Annotated in this window: 18 protein-coding genes and 2 tRNA genes; 10 read left to right on the plus strand and 10 right to left on the minus strand. The window is 70.2% G+C overall.

Annotated features, from left to right (window positions below; translation table 11 throughout):
* Positions 1-1,221, plus strand: a complete 1,221-nt coding sequence (locus MYK68_RS01185) for a hypothetical protein (protein ID WP_247865817.1) — start codon at positions 1-3, stop codon at positions 1,219-1,221.
* Positions 1,222-1,240: 19 nt separating this feature from the next.
* Here MYK68_RS01185 and MYK68_RS01190 read toward each other — a convergent pair whose 3' ends face one another.
* The 4 genes from MYK68_RS01190 to MYK68_RS01205 all read right to left on the minus strand — a co-directional run bounded on the left by MYK68_RS01190 (position 1,241) and on the right by MYK68_RS01205 (position 4,770).
* Complete coding sequence (locus tag MYK68_RS01190; RefSeq protein ID WP_247865819.1) at positions 1,241-1,867, minus strand: NifU family protein; 627 nt, start codon at positions 1,865-1,867, stop codon at positions 1,241-1,243.
* On the minus strand, positions 1,864-3,993 hold the full coding sequence (gene feoB, locus MYK68_RS01195; protein ID WP_247865820.1) for a ferrous iron transporter B: 2,130 nt from the start codon (positions 3,991-3,993) through the stop codon (positions 1,864-1,866). The genes MYK68_RS01190 and feoB overlap by 4 nt, the downstream gene beginning before the upstream one ends.
* Positions 3,990-4,229, minus strand: coding sequence for a FeoA family protein (locus tag MYK68_RS01200; RefSeq protein ID WP_247865822.1), 240 nt, complete (start codon positions 4,227-4,229; stop codon positions 3,990-3,992). Before MYK68_RS01200 ends, feoB begins: the two co-directional genes overlap by 4 nt.
* Positions 4,230-4,329: 100 nt before the next feature.
* Positions 4,330-4,770, minus strand: a complete 441-nt coding sequence (locus MYK68_RS01205) for an acyl-CoA thioesterase (RefSeq protein ID WP_247865824.1) — start codon at positions 4,768-4,770, stop codon at positions 4,330-4,332.
* A gap of 95 nt (positions 4,771-4,865) precedes the next feature.
* On the opposite strand from MYK68_RS01205, the gene MYK68_RS01210 reads away from it, so the two are divergent.
* Positions 4,866-5,852 (plus strand): alpha/beta hydrolase, encoded by a 987-nt coding sequence (locus tag MYK68_RS01210; protein ID WP_247865826.1) that lies wholly within the window; start codon positions 4,866-4,868, stop codon positions 5,850-5,852.
* Positions 5,853-6,073: 221 nt separating this feature from the next.
* Here the strand turns inward: MYK68_RS01210 and MYK68_RS01215 are convergent, their stop codons facing one another.
* Together MYK68_RS01215 and hisC are read right to left on the minus strand one after the other, a co-directional pair.
* Positions 6,074-6,724: a TetR/AcrR family transcriptional regulator gene (locus MYK68_RS01215; RefSeq protein WP_247865827.1), complete on the minus strand. Its 651-nt coding sequence runs from the start codon at positions 6,722-6,724 to the stop codon at positions 6,074-6,076.
* Positions 6,721-7,779: a histidinol-phosphate transaminase gene (gene hisC, locus MYK68_RS01220; RefSeq protein ID WP_247865829.1), complete on the minus strand. Its 1,059-nt coding sequence runs from the start codon at positions 7,777-7,779 to the stop codon at positions 6,721-6,723. Before hisC ends, MYK68_RS01215 begins: the two co-directional genes overlap by 4 nt.
* Positions 7,780-7,896: 117 nt before the next feature.
* On the opposite strand from hisC, the gene MYK68_RS01225 reads away from it, so the two are divergent.
* Together MYK68_RS01225 and MYK68_RS01230 are read left to right on the plus strand one after the other, a co-directional pair.
* Positions 7,897-7,985: transfer RNA gene (locus MYK68_RS01225), tRNA-Ser, on the plus strand.
* A 71-nt stretch (positions 7,986-8,056) separates the two neighbouring features.
* Positions 8,057-8,132, plus strand: a tRNA-Arg gene (locus MYK68_RS01230).
* Between the two features lie 140 nt (positions 8,133-8,272).
* Here MYK68_RS01230 and MYK68_RS01235 read toward each other — a convergent pair.
* The gene (locus MYK68_RS01235; protein WP_247865831.1) at positions 8,273-8,575 is read right to left on the minus strand and encodes a helix-turn-helix transcriptional regulator; all 303 of its coding nucleotides are present in this window, start codon (positions 8,573-8,575) and stop codon (positions 8,273-8,275) included.
* Between the two features lie 69 nt (positions 8,576-8,644).
* Here MYK68_RS01235 and map point away from each other — a divergent pair, with 69 nt between their 5' ends.
* A complete protein-coding gene (map, locus tag MYK68_RS01240; RefSeq protein ID WP_247865832.1) occupies positions 8,645-9,412 on the plus strand; it encodes a type I methionyl aminopeptidase in 768 nt (255 codons plus the stop codon).
* A gap of 60 nt (positions 9,413-9,472) precedes the next feature.
* Here map and MYK68_RS01245 read toward each other — a convergent pair whose 3' ends face one another.
* Together MYK68_RS01245 and MYK68_RS01250 are read right to left on the minus strand one after the other, a co-directional pair.
* Positions 9,473-12,511 (minus strand): MMPL family transporter, encoded by a 3,039-nt coding sequence (locus MYK68_RS01245; RefSeq protein WP_247865834.1) that lies wholly within the window; start codon positions 12,509-12,511, stop codon positions 9,473-9,475.
* Positions 12,512-12,650: 139 nt separating this feature from the next.
* Positions 12,651-13,250, minus strand: coding sequence for a TetR/AcrR family transcriptional regulator (locus tag MYK68_RS01250; protein ID WP_247865836.1), 600 nt, complete (start codon positions 13,248-13,250; stop codon positions 12,651-12,653).
* Between the two features lie 92 nt (positions 13,251-13,342).
* Between MYK68_RS01250 and MYK68_RS01255 the strand changes: the two genes are divergently transcribed.
* Both MYK68_RS01255 and MYK68_RS01260 read left to right on the plus strand, forming a co-directional pair.
* Positions 13,343-14,047 carry an MmpS family transport accessory protein gene (locus MYK68_RS01255; protein ID WP_247865838.1) on the plus strand — a complete coding sequence of 235 codons (705 nt, stop codon included), beginning with the start codon at positions 13,343-13,345 and terminating at the stop codon, positions 14,045-14,047.
* 19 nt (positions 14,048-14,066) lie between these two features.
* A complete protein-coding gene (locus tag MYK68_RS01260; RefSeq protein ID WP_247865839.1) occupies positions 14,067-14,666 on the plus strand; it encodes a putative glycolipid-binding domain-containing protein in 600 nt (199 codons plus the stop codon).
* Between the two features lie 17 nt (positions 14,667-14,683).
* Here MYK68_RS01260 and MYK68_RS01265 read toward each other — a convergent pair whose 3' ends face one another.
* Positions 14,684-15,637, minus strand: coding sequence for a prephenate dehydrogenase (locus tag MYK68_RS01265; RefSeq protein WP_247865840.1), 954 nt, complete (start codon positions 15,635-15,637; stop codon positions 14,684-14,686).
* A gap of 23 nt (positions 15,638-15,660) precedes the next feature.
* Here MYK68_RS01265 and MYK68_RS01270 point away from each other — a divergent pair, with 23 nt between their 5' ends.
* From MYK68_RS01270 to MYK68_RS01280, 3 genes are read left to right on the plus strand one after another with little or no spacing between them, the layout of a single operon-like run.
* Entirely contained in the window at positions 15,661-16,176 is a 516-nt protein-coding gene (locus MYK68_RS01270; RefSeq protein WP_247865841.1) for a tRNA adenosine deaminase-associated protein, read from the plus strand.
* A 25-nt stretch (positions 16,177-16,201) separates the two neighbouring features.
* Complete coding sequence (locus MYK68_RS01275) at positions 16,202-16,672, plus strand: nucleoside deaminase (RefSeq protein WP_502798343.1); 471 nt, start codon at positions 16,202-16,204, stop codon at positions 16,670-16,672.
* 52 nt (positions 16,673-16,724) lie between these two features.
* Positions 16,725-16,994 (plus strand): hypothetical protein, encoded by a 270-nt coding sequence (locus MYK68_RS01280; RefSeq protein ID WP_247865843.1) that lies wholly within the window; start codon positions 16,725-16,727, stop codon positions 16,992-16,994.
* Positions 16,995-17,102: the final 108 nt, after the last annotated feature.

Raw genomic sequence — 17,102 nt, forward strand, 5'->3', positions numbered from 1 at the left:
ATGACCTCTGCGAGCGTTCCGGTGACCACGGCCGATCTGCGGCGGTGGACGCAGGATTCGCGCATCCCCGGCGATCCGCCGCCGCTGTCCGACGACGCGGCGCTGCTGATCGCCGCCGGACACATCTCGCCGGCCGGGCGCGCGCTGATGGTGCGCCGCATGTCGGCAGGCCTTCCGTTGCCGCGCCTGCCGTACCCGTACGTCAACCTGCGTCGCCTCCAGCACTCGATCACCTACATCGAGCAGCAGCTGTCGACCGGGGTGATGCCGAACGTGGTGGCGACGGTGCTGCGCACCCGGCTCGCCGGGATGCTGCGCAAGCGGGAGGACGCCCGCCGCGTCGTGGTGATCGGCAAGGGCGTGTTCGCCACCAGCACCCGCGCCATCCGCCGGGAACGCCGCGAGAACCTGTACCTGGAGATCGAGGAGCGTGAGCGCCTGTTCAACGGTCTCCTCGTCACCCCGACCGCCGATCTGCCGTCCGGCGGAGGTGTGCGTCGGGCGGGCAGCGCCGCGGTCGACCGGATCGCCGGCTTCGTCGGCGGTCTCGCCGGCCGCGGCGCGGCCAGCAGCGTCCAGGAGTGGATCGACGAAGCCCTCGGCTCGTCGCCGGGCAGCGCGACGGTGTCCGGGCGCGGCGGGTCCGGCTTCAGCGACGGCTACGAGACGCTGCAGTTCATCGCCGGCCATTTCTACGACCGCATCCAGCGCAGCCCGGCGTGGCGCTCGGACTTCTTCGAGATGCAGCGCACCCAGGTGAATCTGCACGCCGAGCTCGCCGAGATCGCCGCCGACATCGTCACGCTCCGCGGCCTGCGTGTCGACCTCGACCGGGCCCGCGCGAGCGGCGGCTTCGACCAGGGCTTCGCCGACCACCTGGATCAGCGGGAGTCCACTCTCCGGCCGGTCTGGACCGAACTCCTGGAGCGTGTGCAGGCCCTGGTCGAGATCGCGCAGACCGTGGAGTCGGCGGCCGTCGAACTCCGGATCCTCGACGAATACGACCGCGCCTCCACCCTCGACGCCCGGATCGACCACCTGCTGGCCCGCTCCGGCGACCGCGAACTCTCCGCTGATAACACCCGCCGCCTTTCCGAACAGGTCCGCGCGGGTGAGGAACAGCTCCGGGTCTATCGGGATGTGTTGCAGGGCAACATCTCCCGGATCCTGCCGCACCAGCAGTACCGGGAACTGCCGGAGCGCTACGAGCCCGAGCGCTGACGGCTGTTTCGGTTCGGCGCTACCGGCGACGGCGCAGTTTCAGTGGTACCCGGCGGTTGTCCGGTGCGGCGCAGTCGCGGTCACCGACGACCGCGATCCCGCGGAATCCGGGGATCACCCGAAGCCGGCCCTCGAGGTTCTGGCGCACCGTGTTGTCGGCGGCCGCGCATCCGTGACAGCTGCCGTTCAGCACGACGTTCACGACGCCGTCGGTCACCCCGACGAGGTCGACGCTCCCGCCGTGCGACGCGGTGTAGTCGCCGAAGTCGCCGTCCAGGACGGCGCGGACCCGCTCGGCGATCTCCCGGTCGGCGGCGGCCCGGATAGCGGGACCCTCCTCGTCGGCGCCGTCGCGGCGCCAGCCGCCCTCCGCGGCGAGCACCGTGTACAGGGCGGAGCGGATCCGCGCCCCGTCACCGGCGGCGGTTCGGTCCGGAGCGAGCCGGGTCTCGATCCGGCCCGGCGACACGTGCACGGCGGTGAGCACGGCGTCGTCGAACAGCGCCCGGACCGGCGGCGGTGCTTCGCCGGCGGGGACGTCGCCGGTGAACCGCACCAGGCCGGGTCCGATCCGCCAGCCGATCACCGCCGGGTCGCCGTCGGCGGCGGCCTCCGGATGCAGGTGGACCGGGGTGGGCGCGCTCACCCGGTGACCGCGGCGGTGATGGTGTGCCCCAGATACGCCGCGACCCAGGCGAGCACGAACATGTACGTCCAGGAGATGGCCGGCCACTTCCACGAGTTGGTCTCGCGGCGGATCGCGCCGAGGGTCGACATGCACTGCAGCGCGTAGACGAAGAACAGCAGCATGGCGACGACGGTCGGCGGGGAGAACACGATCTCGCCCTTGTTCGGGCCGTGCGTGTACCGCATCGATTTGAGCGCGTCCGCCGGATTCTCCGGGTCCTCGGCGGCGGCGATCTGCCCGAGGGTGGAGACCACCACCTCGCGCGCGGCGAACGATCCCAGGATGCCGATGTCGATGCGCCAGTCGAAGCCCAGCGGACGGAAGACCGGTTCCACCGCCTTGCCGATCGACGCGGCGATGCTGTGGTCGAGGACGAACGAGCGGGCCGCCGCCTCGCCTTGCGCGGCCGCGGCGTCCGGGGTGGCGCCGTGCGCCAGCGCCGCGGCCGTTGCGGTGTCGCGGGCGGCATCGGCCTGCTCGGTGTGGGCGGGCAGCGACATCAGTATCCACAGCACGATCGACGTGGCCAGGATGATCTTGCCGACCTTCTGCAGGAACTGCTTGGACGAGTCCCACATGGTCAACAGCACGGTGCGGATGCCGGGCAGACGGTAGGGCGGCATCTCCATGTAGAAGGGCATCAGGTCGCTGCGCAGCGACTTGGTCCGCTTGAAGATCGCGGCCGCGATCATCGCCGAGAGTCCACCGAGCAGATACAGCCCGAACATCGCGGTGCCCTGGGCGTTGAACGGCCCGAACCGCGCGTCCTTGGAGATCAACATGCCGATCAGCAGGACGAACACCGGGATGCGTGCCGAGCAGGTCATCAGCGGGGCGGTGATGGTCGTCGCGATCCGGTCGCGCGATGACGGAATGGTCCGGGTGGCCATGATGCCGGGCACCGCGCAGGCGAACGAACTCAGCATCGCCACGAAGGCGCGGCCCTCCAGCCCGGCTCGGCTCATCACCCGGTCGGTGAGGAACGCCGCCCGCGACATGTAGCCGACGTTCTCCAGCAGTGAGATCAGCAGAAACATCAGCATGATCTGCGGCACGAAGACCAGGACACCGCCGACACCGCCGATCAGCGCGGTGCCCAGGAAGTCGGCGAGCAACGGCTGGGAGACGTGGTCGGTCACCAGGGTGCCGAGCCAGCCGAAGAACGTCTCGATGTAGTCCTGCAGCGGGGCGGCGAGGGTGAAGATCACCTGGAAGAAGGCGAACATCACGGCGAGGAACACCAGGGTGCCCCACGCCGGGTGCAGCAGCAGGCGGTCGACGGCGGTGGTGATCGAGTGCTCGCGCGGGGTCCGGTACCCGGATTCGGCGAGCGCCGAAGCGATCCAGTCGGCGCGTTCACGTCCGGGTTCGGCGGGCGGTGGCACCACCGGCCGCGGCCAGGCGGCGGGGTCGGCGAGCAGCCGGCGCACCGGCTCGAGCGTCGACGGCTTCGTCCCGATGACGGCGCGGACCGGGACACCGAGCGCCTCTTCCAGCGCGGCCGGGTCGACGTGCCCGTTGCGCCGCTCCATCTCGTCGCACATGGACAGCGCCACGGCCACCGGAATGCCCAGGTTGAGTGTCTCCGCGACGAGTGCGAGCGAACGCTCCAGGACGGTGGCGTCGACCACGACCAGCGCCGCGTCGGGCCGTCGTACGCCCTTCAGCCCGTCGGTCAGCAGATCCGCGACCACCTGCTCGTCGGGCGAGATCGGGGTGAGGCTGTAGGTGCCGGGCAGGTCTTCGAGGTAGGCGTGCTGGTGCTTCTTCTTGACCGGCGCGGCGGCTGGTCCGGCGGTGACGAGGGCGGAGGCCGGCTCGGCGGCGCGAATCCGGACCCGGCCGACCGAGCGGGTGACGGTGACGCCCGGGTAGTTGCCGGTCTTGAGGCGCAGGCCGGTGAGCGCGTTGAAGATCGAGGTCTTGCCGGCGTTGGGACTGCCGATCAGCGCTATCCGGGCACGGGTGTCGTCCGCGCCGGGTTCGGGGATACCGGTGCCGTGATGGGCGCACGACGGGTCGTGCACGTGTCCGGGGTCGGCGTCTCCGGACAGGCCGCCGCCCGGGCTGCAGCAGTCGCTCATTCGCCGGCCACCTCGCACTGGATGTACCGGGCTTCGCGATCGCGCAGGCAGACCTGGTACCCCATCACCCGGTAGATGCTCGGATCGCCGAGCGGTGCGCGGCGCACCTTGGCGATCGGCGTCTCACCCGCGAAGCCGAGACTGGCCAGCCGCCGGCGCACGGGTTCGGGGCAGTCGTCGCTGAAATCACGGACTGTGGCGGTCGCCCCGACGGCGACATCGGACAGGGGAGTCATACCCCCAGGTTAACCAAGCCTGCCCTGACTGTCACAGGGAACAAGGTCCCTGACCTGCTGAAATACCCGATCCGTCTCAACGTTCCTTAAGCTTCGCGGGTCAGCTCCCGTTGCGCCCCCAGGCGGCGAGGTAGCCCTTCTCGGTGTCGGTCAGCCGGCGCAGAGTGTGGGCCTCGATGTCGACGACGGCCATCTGGGTGCTGGCGACGCAGGCCGGCTTCTCGTCGAACGCGGCGGTCGCGCCACGGATCTCGTAGCCGATGGTGAAGTCGACGCTGCGGTGACCCTTGATCCACATGGCGATCGACAGCGGCGAGTCGTCGTGCCGCAGCTGCGCCCGGTAGCGGATCTCGACGTGCACGATCATCGCGCTCTTGATCAGCGGCGCGTACTCCTCGCCCGCGGACAGGAGCCACTGGATGCGCGCCTCCTCCATGAGGGTGACCATCCGGGCGTGGTTGATGTGGCCGAAGGCATCCATGTCCGACCAGCGCACCGGGATGTGCGCGACGAACGCGTAGGAGTTTTGCGCATCGGGCATGGCCGAAGTGTAACCCCAGGTCTTCACTGTTTCCTCAGTGGTCTCACAGGCGGAAGTTACCGAACCGCAACTTTTGGTCGGTACCGTTTGCAACCATGACCTCGCGCCGATTCGTCTCGACCCTGGCCGCCCTCAGTCTCCTGATCGTGTCCGCGTCCGCGTTGGTCGAAGCACCGGCAGGTGCGGCGCCCGGTGCCACCGTCGTCAAGAAGGTTCAGCGCAGCATTCATCGGACCGACCTGAACATCAAGAGCAAGGCGATGGGCACCAGCGTGCCGGTCACCGTCCTGTCGCCCGGTGGCTCCGCGCCGCGCGGCACCCTCTACATGCTCGACGGCGCCGACGCCGGCACCAAGGTCAGCGACTGGATCACCAAGGGCGGCGCGGCGCAGTTCTTCGCCGGCCGGAACGTCAACGTGGTGCTGCCTGCCGGTGGCGGCGGGTCGTTCTACACCAACTGGATCCGCAAGGACAGCAAGCTCGGCAAGCCGCAGTGGGAGACCTTTCTGACCGAGGAACTGCCGCCGGTGATCGCCGCGCAGTTCGGGTCCAACGGCCGCAACGCCGTCATGGGTCTGTCGATGGGCGGCCAGTCGGCGTTCGCGCTCGCCGCCCGCCACCCCGAGCTGTACAACGGCGCCGCCTCGCTCAGCGGCTGCCCGCCGGTGTCCGGCCCGGCCAACGAGGCCTACGTCCGCACGACCGTCGCCAAGTCCGGCGGTGACGCCTCCAACATGTGGGGCGCCCCCGGCTCCCCGCGGTGGCGTGCGCACGACCCGTCGCTGCACCTGGATGCGTTGCGCGGCAAGGCCATCTACCTCAGCGCCGGCTCGGGAGCCATCGGCCCGGCCGACCTCACCCAGAAGCGCGATCCCAAGGACGGCCCGGAGGACGCGCAGATCGCCGCCGGTTCGGCGCTGGAGGCCGCGGCCTACCGCTGCTCGCTGGAGTTCGCCGCGCAGCTGAGTTCGGCGGGGATTCAGTTCACCCCGGGCTTCCGGCTGATCGGCACCCACAACTGGGTGTACTGGAAGCAGGACCTGCCGAACGCCTGGGCCGTGCTGGCCCCGTCGATCGCCTGACCGCCGCTCGTCGACGCGATCTCTCCTCTTCGACGCGATCTCTCCCTGGGCCGGTCGATCCCTGAGCCGGTCGACCGCTGAGCCGGTCGACGTCTGAACGGGTCGCTCGCGGTGCTGGTCGACTTCCGATCGGGCCGGTTCCGCCCCCGATCGGTCCCTGAGTCGCGGGCGACGAAGGAGCCCTCGAGCCGAAGGTGGCCGTCGGCCCCTTCCTCCGCGAACTACTCGCCGCGGGCCGCGTCGTCGTCCGGCACCGTGTAGGCCCGCACGACCTGCTCGAAGAGCAACTGCCGTCGGGCGAGCGCGACCGGATTCTCGGGCTCGATCAGCACCTGGATCGCGGTGCCGTCGTACACCGCGATCAGCGCCTGGATGAAGGCCGGCGCGTCCGGGATGGTCCGGCCGATGCTGCCGAGCAGATCGACGGCGATCGGGAGCAGCATGTCGCCGATCGCGGCTTCGCGCAGTGCGATGGTCTGCCGCAGTTCCGGGGTGCGCAGGGCGTGCGCGTTGACCTCGGCGGTGATGCCCCACCAGCGCGCGTCGAGGGGCAGGGCGTCGATGATCCCGTGCACGATCGCGCTGAGGTCCACCACGCCGTCGTTCTGCAACCGGTCGAGGGCGGCCCGGATGTCGGCGATCATCGCCGTCGAACGCTCCGACCACATCGCCAGGAACAGTTCTTCCAGCGAGTCGAAGTTGGAGTAGAAGGCGCCGCGGGTGAACCCGGCGCGTTCGACGACCTTCTCGACCGTCGTATGGCCGAAGCCGATCTCGGCGTACACCTCGTAGGCGGCGTCGAGCAGGCGCCGGCGGGTGTTGCCGCGGCGGCGCTTGTTCGTGGCGTCGGGGACCTCCAGGCCGGGGTTCATGCGCGGTACCCGCGTGCGAAGTCGAGGAAGACGTCGTTCTCGGCCGGGACGGTGACGGTGACGCGGACGCCCTCGCCGGCGAACGGCCGCACGATCACGCCGGCCCGGGTCGCCGCCTCCGCGAACGGCGCCGCGTCGTCGCCGAGGTCGAGCCAGACGAAATTGGTCTGCGAGTCGGGCACCCGGTAGCCGGCGTCGCGCAGGGCCGCGGTGACGCGGGCGCGTTCGGCGGCCACCTGATCGGTGCGGGCCAGCAGCTGATCCTGTGCGCGCAGGGCCGCCCGCGCGGCGGCCTGGGCGATGCTGTTCACCGAGAACGGCAGGTGCACCTTGCCGAGCGCGGTGATCACCTCCGGCGCGGCGACGGCGTACCCGACCCGCAGCCCGGCCAGCCCGTAGGCCTTGGAGAAGGTGCGCAGCACCACCAGATTGGGGAACTCCCTGCGCAGTTCGAGGGCGTCGACGGCGTGCGCGTCGTCGTTCCGGGTGTATTCGATGTAGGCCTCGTCGAGGGCGACGATGAGGTCGGTGGGCACCGCTTCCAGGAAGGTGCGCAGGTCGTCGGCGCGCACGACGGTCCCGGTCGGGTTGTTCGGGTTGCAGACGAAGATCAGCCGGGTGCGCTCGGTGATCGCCGCGGCCATCGCCGCCAGGTCGTAGACGGCGTCGCCGGTCAGCGGCACCTGGACGGGCGTGGCGCCCGCGACTCGTGTGGCCAGCGGGTACGTCTCGAAGCTGCGCCAGCCGAACAGCACCTCGTCGCCCGGCCCGCTGGTGATGGTGATCAGGTTCTGGCACAGCGTGACCGAGCCGCAGCCGGTGATGACCTCGGCCGGCGTCACCCCGAGCGTCTTCGCCAGGTCGTCGGTGAGGGCCACCGCGCCGTTGTCCGGATAGCGGTTGACGCCCGCCGCCGCGTCGGCGATCGCGGCCGCCACCGCGGGGAGCGGCGGCTCGGTCACTTCGTTGCTCGCGAGCTTCAGCGCGCCCGGGAAAGTCTTGCCCGGCACGTAGGCGGGCAGGGAGTCGAGATCGGGGCGGATACGGAGTGTCACGACATTCCAATGTAGGCGCTTCGCCCGTGCCGATCACGGCGGGCCGTCGTGATTTGCCTCCGCGCGCGGGCCCTGTGTAGTCTCTGTTTCCGGCGAGTTCGCAAGGACTTGAGACCGGGAGACGTGCCAGAGCGGCCGAATGGGACTCACTGCTAATGAGTTGTCTCTTGAAAAAGGGACCGGAGGTTCAAATCCTCTCGTCTCCGCTGACCGGGCCCGCCCGGACAACCGAATAGCGTCGGAACATGTGCTTCCTGTACAGTCGTTCTGCGTACCAGCGCCCGTAGCTCAACGGATAGAGCATCTGACTACGGATCAGAAGGTTTGGGGTTCGAATCCCTACGGGCGCACCAGAGAAACGCCAGGTGAACGATAGCTTCGCCTGGCGTTTCTGCTGTCTGGGTTGGGGCCGGGGTATCACCTCTGCTCGGCCATCGGCTTCGGTGATACGTGATTCCGGGTCGGAACCGCCGGCCGCCGCGTCCGGCCGCCCCTAGGAGACGGCCCGTGGGCGCTTGGGTTCCGCCGGGCCGGTCGGGGCCAGGTCGTGCTCGGGTGTGGTGATCTCGGCCCATACGGCGTCAAGGGAGAGCCCGAGCACTGCGGCGACGGCGGCGACGGTGGGAAATGCGGGTGTGGCCACCCTGCCCGTCTCGATCTTGCGCAAGGTCTCGGGCGAGACCTGTGCGTCGAGCGCGACATCGAGGATCGAGCGTTCTCCTCGGGCACGGCGCAGGAGCGCGCCGAGACGCCGACCTCGCTCGACGTCCGTGGACGTGTTCGGCAATCTCACCATGCCTGACATCCTAGGTACGGGATAATATTACCGGGATAATTATTGGCTACGCGAATGGAGTGCGCTCCGATGATCGAGATTCTGAACCCATCCGAATTGACCCGGGCCAGGGAGACCGGGGCGGTGGTCGGCCGAATCCTGCAGACGCTGAGGACACGCAGCGTGGTGGGCACGAACCTGCTGGAGATCGATCAGTGGGCCGGCGAGATGATCGCCGACGCCGGCGCGCAGTCGTGCTATATCGACTATGCGCCCTCGTTCGGCCGCGGGCCGTTCGGGCACTACATCTGTACAGGGGTCAACGATGCGGTACTCCACGGGATGCCGCGTGACTACCCGCTCGCCGACGGGGACCTCCTCACCCTGGACCTCGCCGTGGTCAAGGACGGAGTCGCCGCGGACGCCGCCGTCAGTTTCCTCGTGGGTGCCGCGCGCCCGGCCGAGAGCGTGGCGATGATCGACGCGACCGACCGGGCACTGGCGGCGGGTATCGCCGCCGCCCGTCCGGGTGGCCGTCTCGGCGACATCTCTTTTGCGATCGGCTCCACGCTGCGGGCCGCGGGGTACCGGATCAACACCGACTTCGGTGGACACGGCATCGGGTCGACCATGCATCAGGATCCGCATGTGTCCAACATGGGTCGGCCCGGGCGGGGTTACCAGCTCCGCCCGGGGCTGCTGCTGGCGTTGGAGCCCTGGGTGATGGCGGATACCGATCGCCTGATCACCGACCCCGAGGACGGATGGACCTTGCGCAGCGCGACCGGGTGCCGGACCGCGCACAGCGAGCACACTATCGCCATCACCGAGGACGGGGCCGAGATCCTCACCCGGTGACAGAAGTGCACGGGCCGACTCGGTGGGTGGGCCGAGCGTTGTCGAAGCGCCGCGCGGTGATCAGTGGCGCGGCTTCGCCGGCCACCACATCCGATCACCGAGGACCGCCATCATGGCGGGCACCAGGACGGTCCGCACGATCACGATGTCGAGCAGCAGGCCGACACCGATCGTGAAACCGATCTGTACCAGGTTCAGCACCGTACCGCTCATCAGCGCGAACATCGTCAGCGCGAAGACGATGCCCGCGGTGGTGATGACCCCGCCGGTGCTGCCGAAGGCCCGCAGGATGCCGCGCACCATGCCGTTGTGCTCCGCCTCTTCCCGGATGCGCGAGGCGAACAGCATCGAGTAGTCGGCGCCGACGGCGATCACCGCCATGAACGACACCGGGATCACCGACCAGTCCAGGTCGATCCCGATGATGTGCTGCCACACGAGCACGCTGACGCCGACCGCCGAGGCGAATGAGAGCAGCACCGTCGCGACCAGCAGGATCGGCGCGAGGAGGCTGCGCAACAGCACCATGAGGATCAACAGGACGGCGAGCGCGGCCACGGTGCCGAACAGCAGCAGGTCGCGGCGCACTTGATCCTGCATGTCGGCGGACAGCGACGCCAGGCCGGTGTTCGACGCCGTCGCATCGGCCAGGGTGGTCGGTGCCAGCGCGCGTTCGACCACGCCGGGCAGCTCCCGGCTGGCCCGCATCGCCTCCTGGCTGTACGGGTTCACGCCCCACATCACCATCATCCGGGCGGTCTTGCCGTCCGGCGTGATGAGCAGGCGGCCGCCCTCCACGAAACGGGGATCGTTCAGGGCCTCCGGCGGCAGGTAGAAACCGGCCCCCGGACCCGACCTGGTCGACGCGCTCATCGTCTGGAGGTAATCGGCGGCCCGGTGCAGGCCGGCGGTGAGCTGGGCGGTCATCGCCACCGTTTGGTCGGTGCCGGCCTGGGCCTGATGCAGGCCGTCGGACAGATCGTTCAGCCCGCCGGAGAGCTCGTCGACACCGCTCTTCAGCCGGGTCAGACCGTCACGCAGACGGTCGGTGGAACCGTCCGTGAGCAGATCGAGCAGCGGTAGTGCCTGGCGCACGGCGGGAATCCCGGCGGCCAGCGCGCGCCGCCCGTTCTCCAGGTTCGCGGTGAGGGCGCCGATGTCGTCGAAGACCGCGCCGGCCCTGCCTCCGGTCGCCCGGTTCAGCGCCGACCAGGCCTCGCGGGCGGCCAGGCACGACGCGTCCGCGCGGCACGCGGCGCTGGGCGTGGCACTGCGCCACGGAGCGAAGAGCCGGTCGGCCTGCTGCACGGCCGTCAGTGCCCGGGTCTGCTGGGACAGGGTCTCCGCGGAATCCAGGAGTTCGCCGAGCGTCCGGCGCAGCGCGGGGATGCCGTCGGCGAGCCCGCGGCCGCCGGTCGCGGTACGCGCGGCCGCATCGAGCCGGTCGAGCCGATCGAGGACGCCGCCGGCCATCGCGGCCAGCTGCTCGGTGCCGGACACCATCTCGGGCATCCGGCGGACCGCCTCGTCGGCACCCGCGCTCAACTGCGCGACGCCCGAAGCGAGTCGCTGCAGTTCTGGCGTCGCCTCGACCATCCGCCGATGCGCGCCGGCGAGTTCGTCGCCCACGATGCCGGTCTGGTAGCCGGTGGCGGCTTCGGCCAGCGGGCTGCCGTCGGGCCGGGTGAGTCCGTACACCGCGGCCACCTCGGGCATGTTGGCGACGGCGATCGAGGCGACCTCGAGTGCGGCCAGGTCGGCGGTGTTGCGCAGATCGTGGTCGGAACGCACCACGACGAACTCGGGCGCGATCTCGTTGCGGCCGAAGTGAGCGGTGACGACGTCGTAGCCGCGGGTGGCGTCGGTGGCGCCGCGCGGCATGGCCGACTCATCCCAATTCATCCGGAACGTCGTGGTGATGGCCGCGGTGCCGAGCAGGAACACCAGGGCTGCGGCGGTGTAGATCCCGGCGTGCCGGATGACCTGCGCGCCGCGGCGGCGCCAGCGCCGCTCGGTGGAGGCCCGGGGCTCGGCCCAGCCGCGCGCGCCGGCGAGGGAGAGCAGTGCGAGCGGCAAGGTGAGGCTGATGAAGAGGGTGATCAGTACGGCGATCGCGGTCGGCGGGCCCGCGGTGGTGAACATGCCGATCTTGGTGAAGACCATGGAACCGCAGGCGGCGGCGATGGTCAGTGCCGACGCGACCAGGATGGGCCCGGTCCGGCCCGAACTCCGGGCGACGGAATCGGCGACGGACCGTCCGGCCCTGCGCCCCTCGTGGTAGCCGGCGATGGTGAATATGGCGTAGTCCGTACCGGCGCCGAGCACCAGCGCGGTCATGATCGCGATGGTGAAGTTGGAGATCGACAGGGTGCCGGACTGGCCGAGGAGCGCGATCACCGGCCGCACCACGGCCAGCGTGACGCCGATGGTGATCAGCGGGATCATCGCGGTGGCGAGGACCCGGTAGGCCGCGAAGAGCAGCACGGTGATCAACAGGATCGAGACCGCGGTGATGATGAGCAGGGAGACGTCGATCTGCTCGAAGAGGTCCGACAGCATCGCGGTGGGGCCGCTGTAGTGGACCACGAGCCCGTCGGGCCGGGGGATCGCGTCGATCTGCGCCCGGATCGCCTGGGTCGCGTGATGGGCTCTGGTGGAGCCGACCGAACCCGCCGAGGCGATGAGCAGGGTCACCGCCTTGCCGTCTTCGCTGATCGCGATGTCGCGGGTCACCGGGTTCCCGTACATGTCGATCAGGTAGGAGACGTTCTCGGGGTCGTCGAGCAGCCGGCCGGTCAGCGTCGCGAGGTACTTCTCGTCGGCCGCGCTAAAACCGTTCTCATTCGCGAGTACCACGCTGCTCACGGCGTTGGACCGGGGCACCCCGAACTCGTCCGCCATTCGTTCCAGGTTCTGGTTGGCCGGTAGATCGCGGGGCAGGAAGTCCGCGGAATGGCCGGAGACCACCTGTTCGAGTTGCGGGACCGCCACGTTGAGCAGGCCCGCAGCGGCGACCCAGAAGATCACCACCCACCGGGCGTGCCGCTGGACCCACCCGCCGAACCGGGTCAGGGACGTGCTCTGTGCCGTTCCGGCCACGCCTGCCTCCTCTTGCCGTGATGCGCGGTAGACGCCCGCCATCGAATTGAATTGACCCTAAAGTCATATCCGCGAGGTGGTCAATGCGAGTTCGTGGTCGAGTGGGGCGCTCGTCAGCCGGAGGATTTAGTGATGACGCTCACATGGAAAGCGCGTCGAGAAGTCGTTCGCCGCGAGCGACCATGTCCGCGGCCGACTCGCCGGGATTGTGCAGCCACCAGTCCACCAGTGCCGACACCACCGCTGACCAGACGCGCGTCAGCGCGTCGAGGTCGCCCGGCTCGGTCAGGCGGTCGGCGAACGAGGCCGCGATGCCTTCGGCGGCCTGCAGAAGCAGCTGGAGACGGTACTTCTTGGCCACCTCGAGCGCCTCGCTCCCGGCGGGCAGCGTTCGGTCGAAGAGCACGTTCCAGTCGTGCGGCCGTGGCTCCAGCGCGGTGAACACCGCGTTCAGCACCGCCGCGCCGCGGCCCATCGCCGAATGATCCTGGGCCAGGGCGTCGGCGATCCGCTCGGTCAGCTCCCGCCCGGCCCGGTCGCAGCATGCGCAGTAGAGGCCCTGCTTCGAGGTGAAGTAGGAGTGGATGAGCGGTTTGGAGATGCCCGCGTGAACGGCGATCTCGGCCAGCGTGGTCGCGGCGTAGCCGCGCCGGGCGAACTCGGCGGCGGCCGCGTCGAGGATCTGCGCCTCGCGTTCCGCGCGCGGCACGCCCTTGGACCCGGAACGAGCTCTCGCCATGTCCGCCGTCTCCTCACTCACCCGCCTCGCGCGTCCGCGGCACCGCCGTCGTCAGCCGATGGCGCGCGGGGTGGTTCCGGCACAATGGTGCCATGACCCGGTCTCCGCACGCCCCGCGCTCAGCGCCGCCGTACCGGGAGCCGATCGCCCGCGGGCAGACCTATCCGCCGCTCGGGTTCGCCGACGACGGCACTCCGCGCTACGGGTACACCCCGCCGACGGTGGCGGCACAGGTGCCGGTGGAACCGGCGCCGGTGCGGCCGGGGCCGCCGCCTCCGCCCAAACGAGATCCCGCGTGGCGGACCATCGCCGGGGTGGCGAGCGTGCTGGTGCTGGTCCTCATCGTCGCGGGGGCGCTGAAACTGGCGTCGTCCGGCGGCCGCGACGACCTCTCCGTCCGCTCCGACCCGCCGCAGTCGCAGACGCTCGACGACCCGTACCTCGACGGCAACCAGAACCCCGACCAGAGCGGCGTCCCGTCGTTCCCGATGCCGCCGGTGCCCGGCGGGACCACGCCGGCGCAGCCCTCCGGACCGCCGCTGCCGACCCTCTACGAGGTCACCACGCAGGCGCAGTCGACGGTGCTCTACCGCGACGGCGACATCACCAAGGTGACCACCAAACCGGGCGGTCCGTGGTCGGTGCAGGCCGTCACGACCGGTCTCGCACGGGTCACCGTGCTCGTCGGTGACGGCGAGGCGGCGTCGTGCCGGATCACGGTCGACGGGAAGCTGGTGTCCAGCCAGCAGGTCAGCGGCGGGGGCAGTGGTATGCGGTTGCTCGTCTGTCAGGGCTGACAGGGGCTAACGTAGAGGCGTGACTTCTCGCGAACCGTCGAACGATGTGAAGACCATGCTTACTTGGCGCGGCGCCGACGCCGAGCGCATCGAGCAGGTCCGGATGAACATCAGCGACGCGCGGATCCGCGCGTACGGCCGGATCATCAGCGCGGCCACGGACGAGCACGAAGCGTATTCGGTGTCGTACGAGTTGGTGACGAACGACAGCGGCGTCACCCGGCGACTCTCGGTGCGCATGCTCCGCGCGAGCGGCGAGACCCAGCTCGACATCAGCCGGGACATGGACGGCCGCTGGATGGTGCAGACGCCGGACAGCGTGGTGCACAGCGACTTCGGCGGCGCCGACACCGTCGACCTGTGGCATTCGCCGTTCCTCAAGTCGCTGGTGATCCGCCGCTTCGGCCTGCTCGGTGGGCAGAGCGTGGTCGACATTCCGGTGGTGGAGCTCAGCCTGCCCGGGTGCAGCGTCGATGTGATCGAGAAGTCGTACACGTTCGACGGCCTCGGCACCGCTGCCGGCGCGGCGACGCTGACCTCGGCGCGCGGCACCTGGGATCTGCGGGTCGACGAGGCCGGGCTGGTGACCACGTTCACCGGGATCGCCGAGCGGATCTGACGCCCGGCGCGCGCGGCTCAGTCCATCCAGACGCGCGCCAGATGGGCCTGGCGCCGTAGTTCGTGCGCCCAGCCCTCGTCGCCGATCACGACGCCCTCGATGGGGTGCGGCGGCGCCAGCGCGATCTGCTCGTAGCGGGCGCGGGCGCGGTGGCCGTCGTCGACGATCACCTCCACGCTGCCGTGATCGCGCAGCGCGTCGCGGGCGGCGATCAGGCGGTCGATGGTCTCGCTCAGCGTGTTCAGCAGCGCCGTGGCGTTGCCCTCCAGCATGGCGCGCTGCAGCTCCGGCGCGGTGCCCGCGACGCGGGTGCCGTCGCGAAAACTGCCCGCGGCCAGCCGCAGCGCCAGTGCGCTCTCGCCGGCGCCGACCGTCGCGGTCACCGCGGCCGTCAGGTGCGGATTGTGCGAGATGGCGGCGACGGCGCGGTCGTGCGCGTCGTTGGCGGCGGGCACCACCAGGGCCCCCGCGGCACGGGCGATCCCGGCGACGGCGAGCCAGTCGTGCGGGTCGGTGTCGTCGTGCGTGGTGACCATCCACATCGCGCCGGTGAACAGTGTGGGATCGGTGGCGGCCCAACCGGATTCGGCGGTGCCGGCCATCGGGTGGCCGCCGACGTACCGGGCGCCCGGATGCCCGGCGGCGACGATTCGTGCCACCTCTTCCTTGACGCTGACGACGTCGGTGAGCAGGCAGCCGGGTGCGTGCTCGGCGACCGCGGCGACCATCGCGCCGAGCGCCGGAACCGGGGTCGCGAGCACCACCACGGCGTCGTCCGCGGCGGCGCGGCGCAGGACGGCGGCGAGGTCGGCGGAGGCGTCGTATCCGGCCGCGGTGGCCTGTTCGACGGTCGCGGCGGAGCGGTTGTATCCGTAGGCCGCTCGCCCGGCGTCGGCGAGGACCCGAAGCAGGGAGCCGCCGATCAGGCCGAGCCCCAGAATGCAGACCGGTCGTGCGTTGTCGGGATCCACGGATTCAGGCTACCGTGGCGAGCATGGGCACCGCGCAGGCGCAGGACAGCGAATACGACGGTTATGCGGTCGCGGTGGTGCGTGAGGACACCGGCTGGAAGGTCAGTGTCCTGGCGCCCAGCGCCCTCGACAGTCTGGAAGACGCCGAGCTGCAGTTGCGCGAGCTGCGGGCGTCCGGCGCGGTCTTCGGGCTCCTCGACGTCGACGACGAATTCTTCGTGGTCGTGCGCCCGACGCCGACCGGCCCCCGGCTCCTGCTGTCGGATGCGACCGCCGCCGTCGACTACGACATCGCCGCCGACGTGCTCGACCGGCTCCACGTGGAGGTCCCCGACCTGGACCCCGACGACGTCGACGAGGTGGACCCGTGGGAGGAGGGCGACCTCGGTCTGCTCGCCGACCTGGGCCTGCCCGACGGCGTGATGAGCATCATCGTCGGCGACACCGACCTGTACGCGGACGAACAACTCGGCATGATCGCGGCGCGTCTCGGGTTCGCCGATGAACTGACCGAGGTGCTCGACGATCTCGGCGACTGATCCCGCCGCTCCGGTGAACGCGCCGCTGAACGACGCGCAAGCACAGATCCGCGTCGCGATCGAGGCCGCCCGCGCGACACCCGAGGGCGACGTGCCGATCGGCGCGGTGGTCTTCGGGCCGGACGGCACCGAACTGGCCCGCGCCGCGAACCGCCGGGAGGCCGACGGCGACCCCACGGCGCACGCCGAGATCCTGGCGCTGCGCGCGGCGGCCCGACGCCACGGCGACGGCTGGCGTCTCACCGGGTGCACCCTCGCGGTCACCGTCGAGCCGTGCGCGATGTGCGCCGGCGCGATCGGGCTGGCGCGCGTCTCCGCCGTCGTCTTCGGGGCGTGGGAACCCAAGACCGGTGCCGTCGGCTCCCAATGGGACCTGCTGCGCGATCAGCGGCAGCTGCACCGGCCGCAGGTGCGCGGGGGAGTGCTGGCCGACGAGTGTGCGATGTTGGTCTCGGATTTCTTCGCAGGTCGGCGGGTTGTCGGGGACTCCGGATAGATTGGAGTCCGCAGCGCGATCGCGCAGTGGCCACCAAGACAAGGGGAAGCAGATGTCCGACAATCTGGACAAGATCAACGAGATCGTCGACTCGGTGCGCGAGAAGGTCGCCGGCCTGGCCGACTCCGAGCAGATCAACGCCGTCGTCGAGACCGCCAAGAGCAAGCTCGGCGAGCTGGCCGCCAATGAGCAGGTGCAGGGCGCCATCAGCACCGCGCAGGACAAGCTGAGCGAGCTGCTCGCGAACGAGCAGGTCCAGGGCGCCATCAACACCGCCACCGAGAAGGCCGCGGAGCTGAAGGACAAGATCTCCGGAAACTAAGCCCTCTGCCCTTCGGCCGCGTGTCGTCGCACGCTCCGCCACGCATGCTCGGGATCCGTCCCATCGAAGGGTCCGACCAGGGGATTTCACCCTGGGGCCGGTGCTCGG

The organism is Gordonia sp. PP30 (genome assembly GCF_023100845.1).
In the GTDB taxonomy this organism is placed as follows: Bacteria; Actinomycetota; Actinomycetes; order Mycobacteriales; family Mycobacteriaceae; genus Gordonia.

Excerpts from the sequence above, each read along its gene's own strand:
- MYK68_RS01185 (WP_247865817.1), top strand. The coding sequence starts at position 1 with ATGACCTCTGCGAGCGTTCCGGTGACCACGGCCGATCTGCGGCGGTGG.
- feoB (WP_247865820.1), bottom strand. The coding sequence starts at position 3,993 with ATGAGCGACTGCTGCAGCCCGGGCGGCGGCCTGTCCGGAGACGCCGAC.
- MYK68_RS01200 (WP_247865822.1), bottom strand. The coding sequence starts at position 4,229 with ATGACTCCCCTGTCCGATGTCGCCGTCGGGGCGACCGCCACAGTCCGT.
- MYK68_RS01205 (WP_247865824.1), bottom strand. The coding sequence starts at position 4,770 with ATGCCCGATGCGCAAAACTCCTACGCGTTCGTCGCGCACATCCCGGTG.
- MYK68_RS01210 (WP_247865826.1), top strand. The coding sequence starts at position 4,866 with ATGACCTCGCGCCGATTCGTCTCGACCCTGGCCGCCCTCAGTCTCCTG.
- MYK68_RS01215 (WP_247865827.1), bottom strand. The coding sequence starts at position 6,724 with ATGAACCCCGGCCTGGAGGTCCCCGACGCCACGAACAAGCGCCGCCGC.
- MYK68_RS01235 (WP_247865831.1), bottom strand. The coding sequence starts at position 8,575 with ATGGTGAGATTGCCGAACACGTCCACGGACGTCGAGCGAGGTCGGCGT.
- map (WP_247865832.1), top strand. The coding sequence starts at position 8,645 with ATGATCGAGATTCTGAACCCATCCGAATTGACCCGGGCCAGGGAGACC.
- MYK68_RS01250 (WP_247865836.1), bottom strand. The coding sequence starts at position 13,250 with ATGGCGAGAGCTCGTTCCGGGTCCAAGGGCGTGCCGCGCGCGGAACGC.
- MYK68_RS01255 (WP_247865838.1), top strand. The coding sequence starts at position 13,343 with ATGACCCGGTCTCCGCACGCCCCGCGCTCAGCGCCGCCGTACCGGGAG.
- MYK68_RS01270 (WP_247865841.1), top strand. The coding sequence starts at position 15,661 with ATGGGCACCGCGCAGGCGCAGGACAGCGAATACGACGGTTATGCGGTC.
- MYK68_RS01280 (WP_247865843.1), top strand. The coding sequence starts at position 16,725 with ATGTCCGACAATCTGGACAAGATCAACGAGATCGTCGACTCGGTGCGC.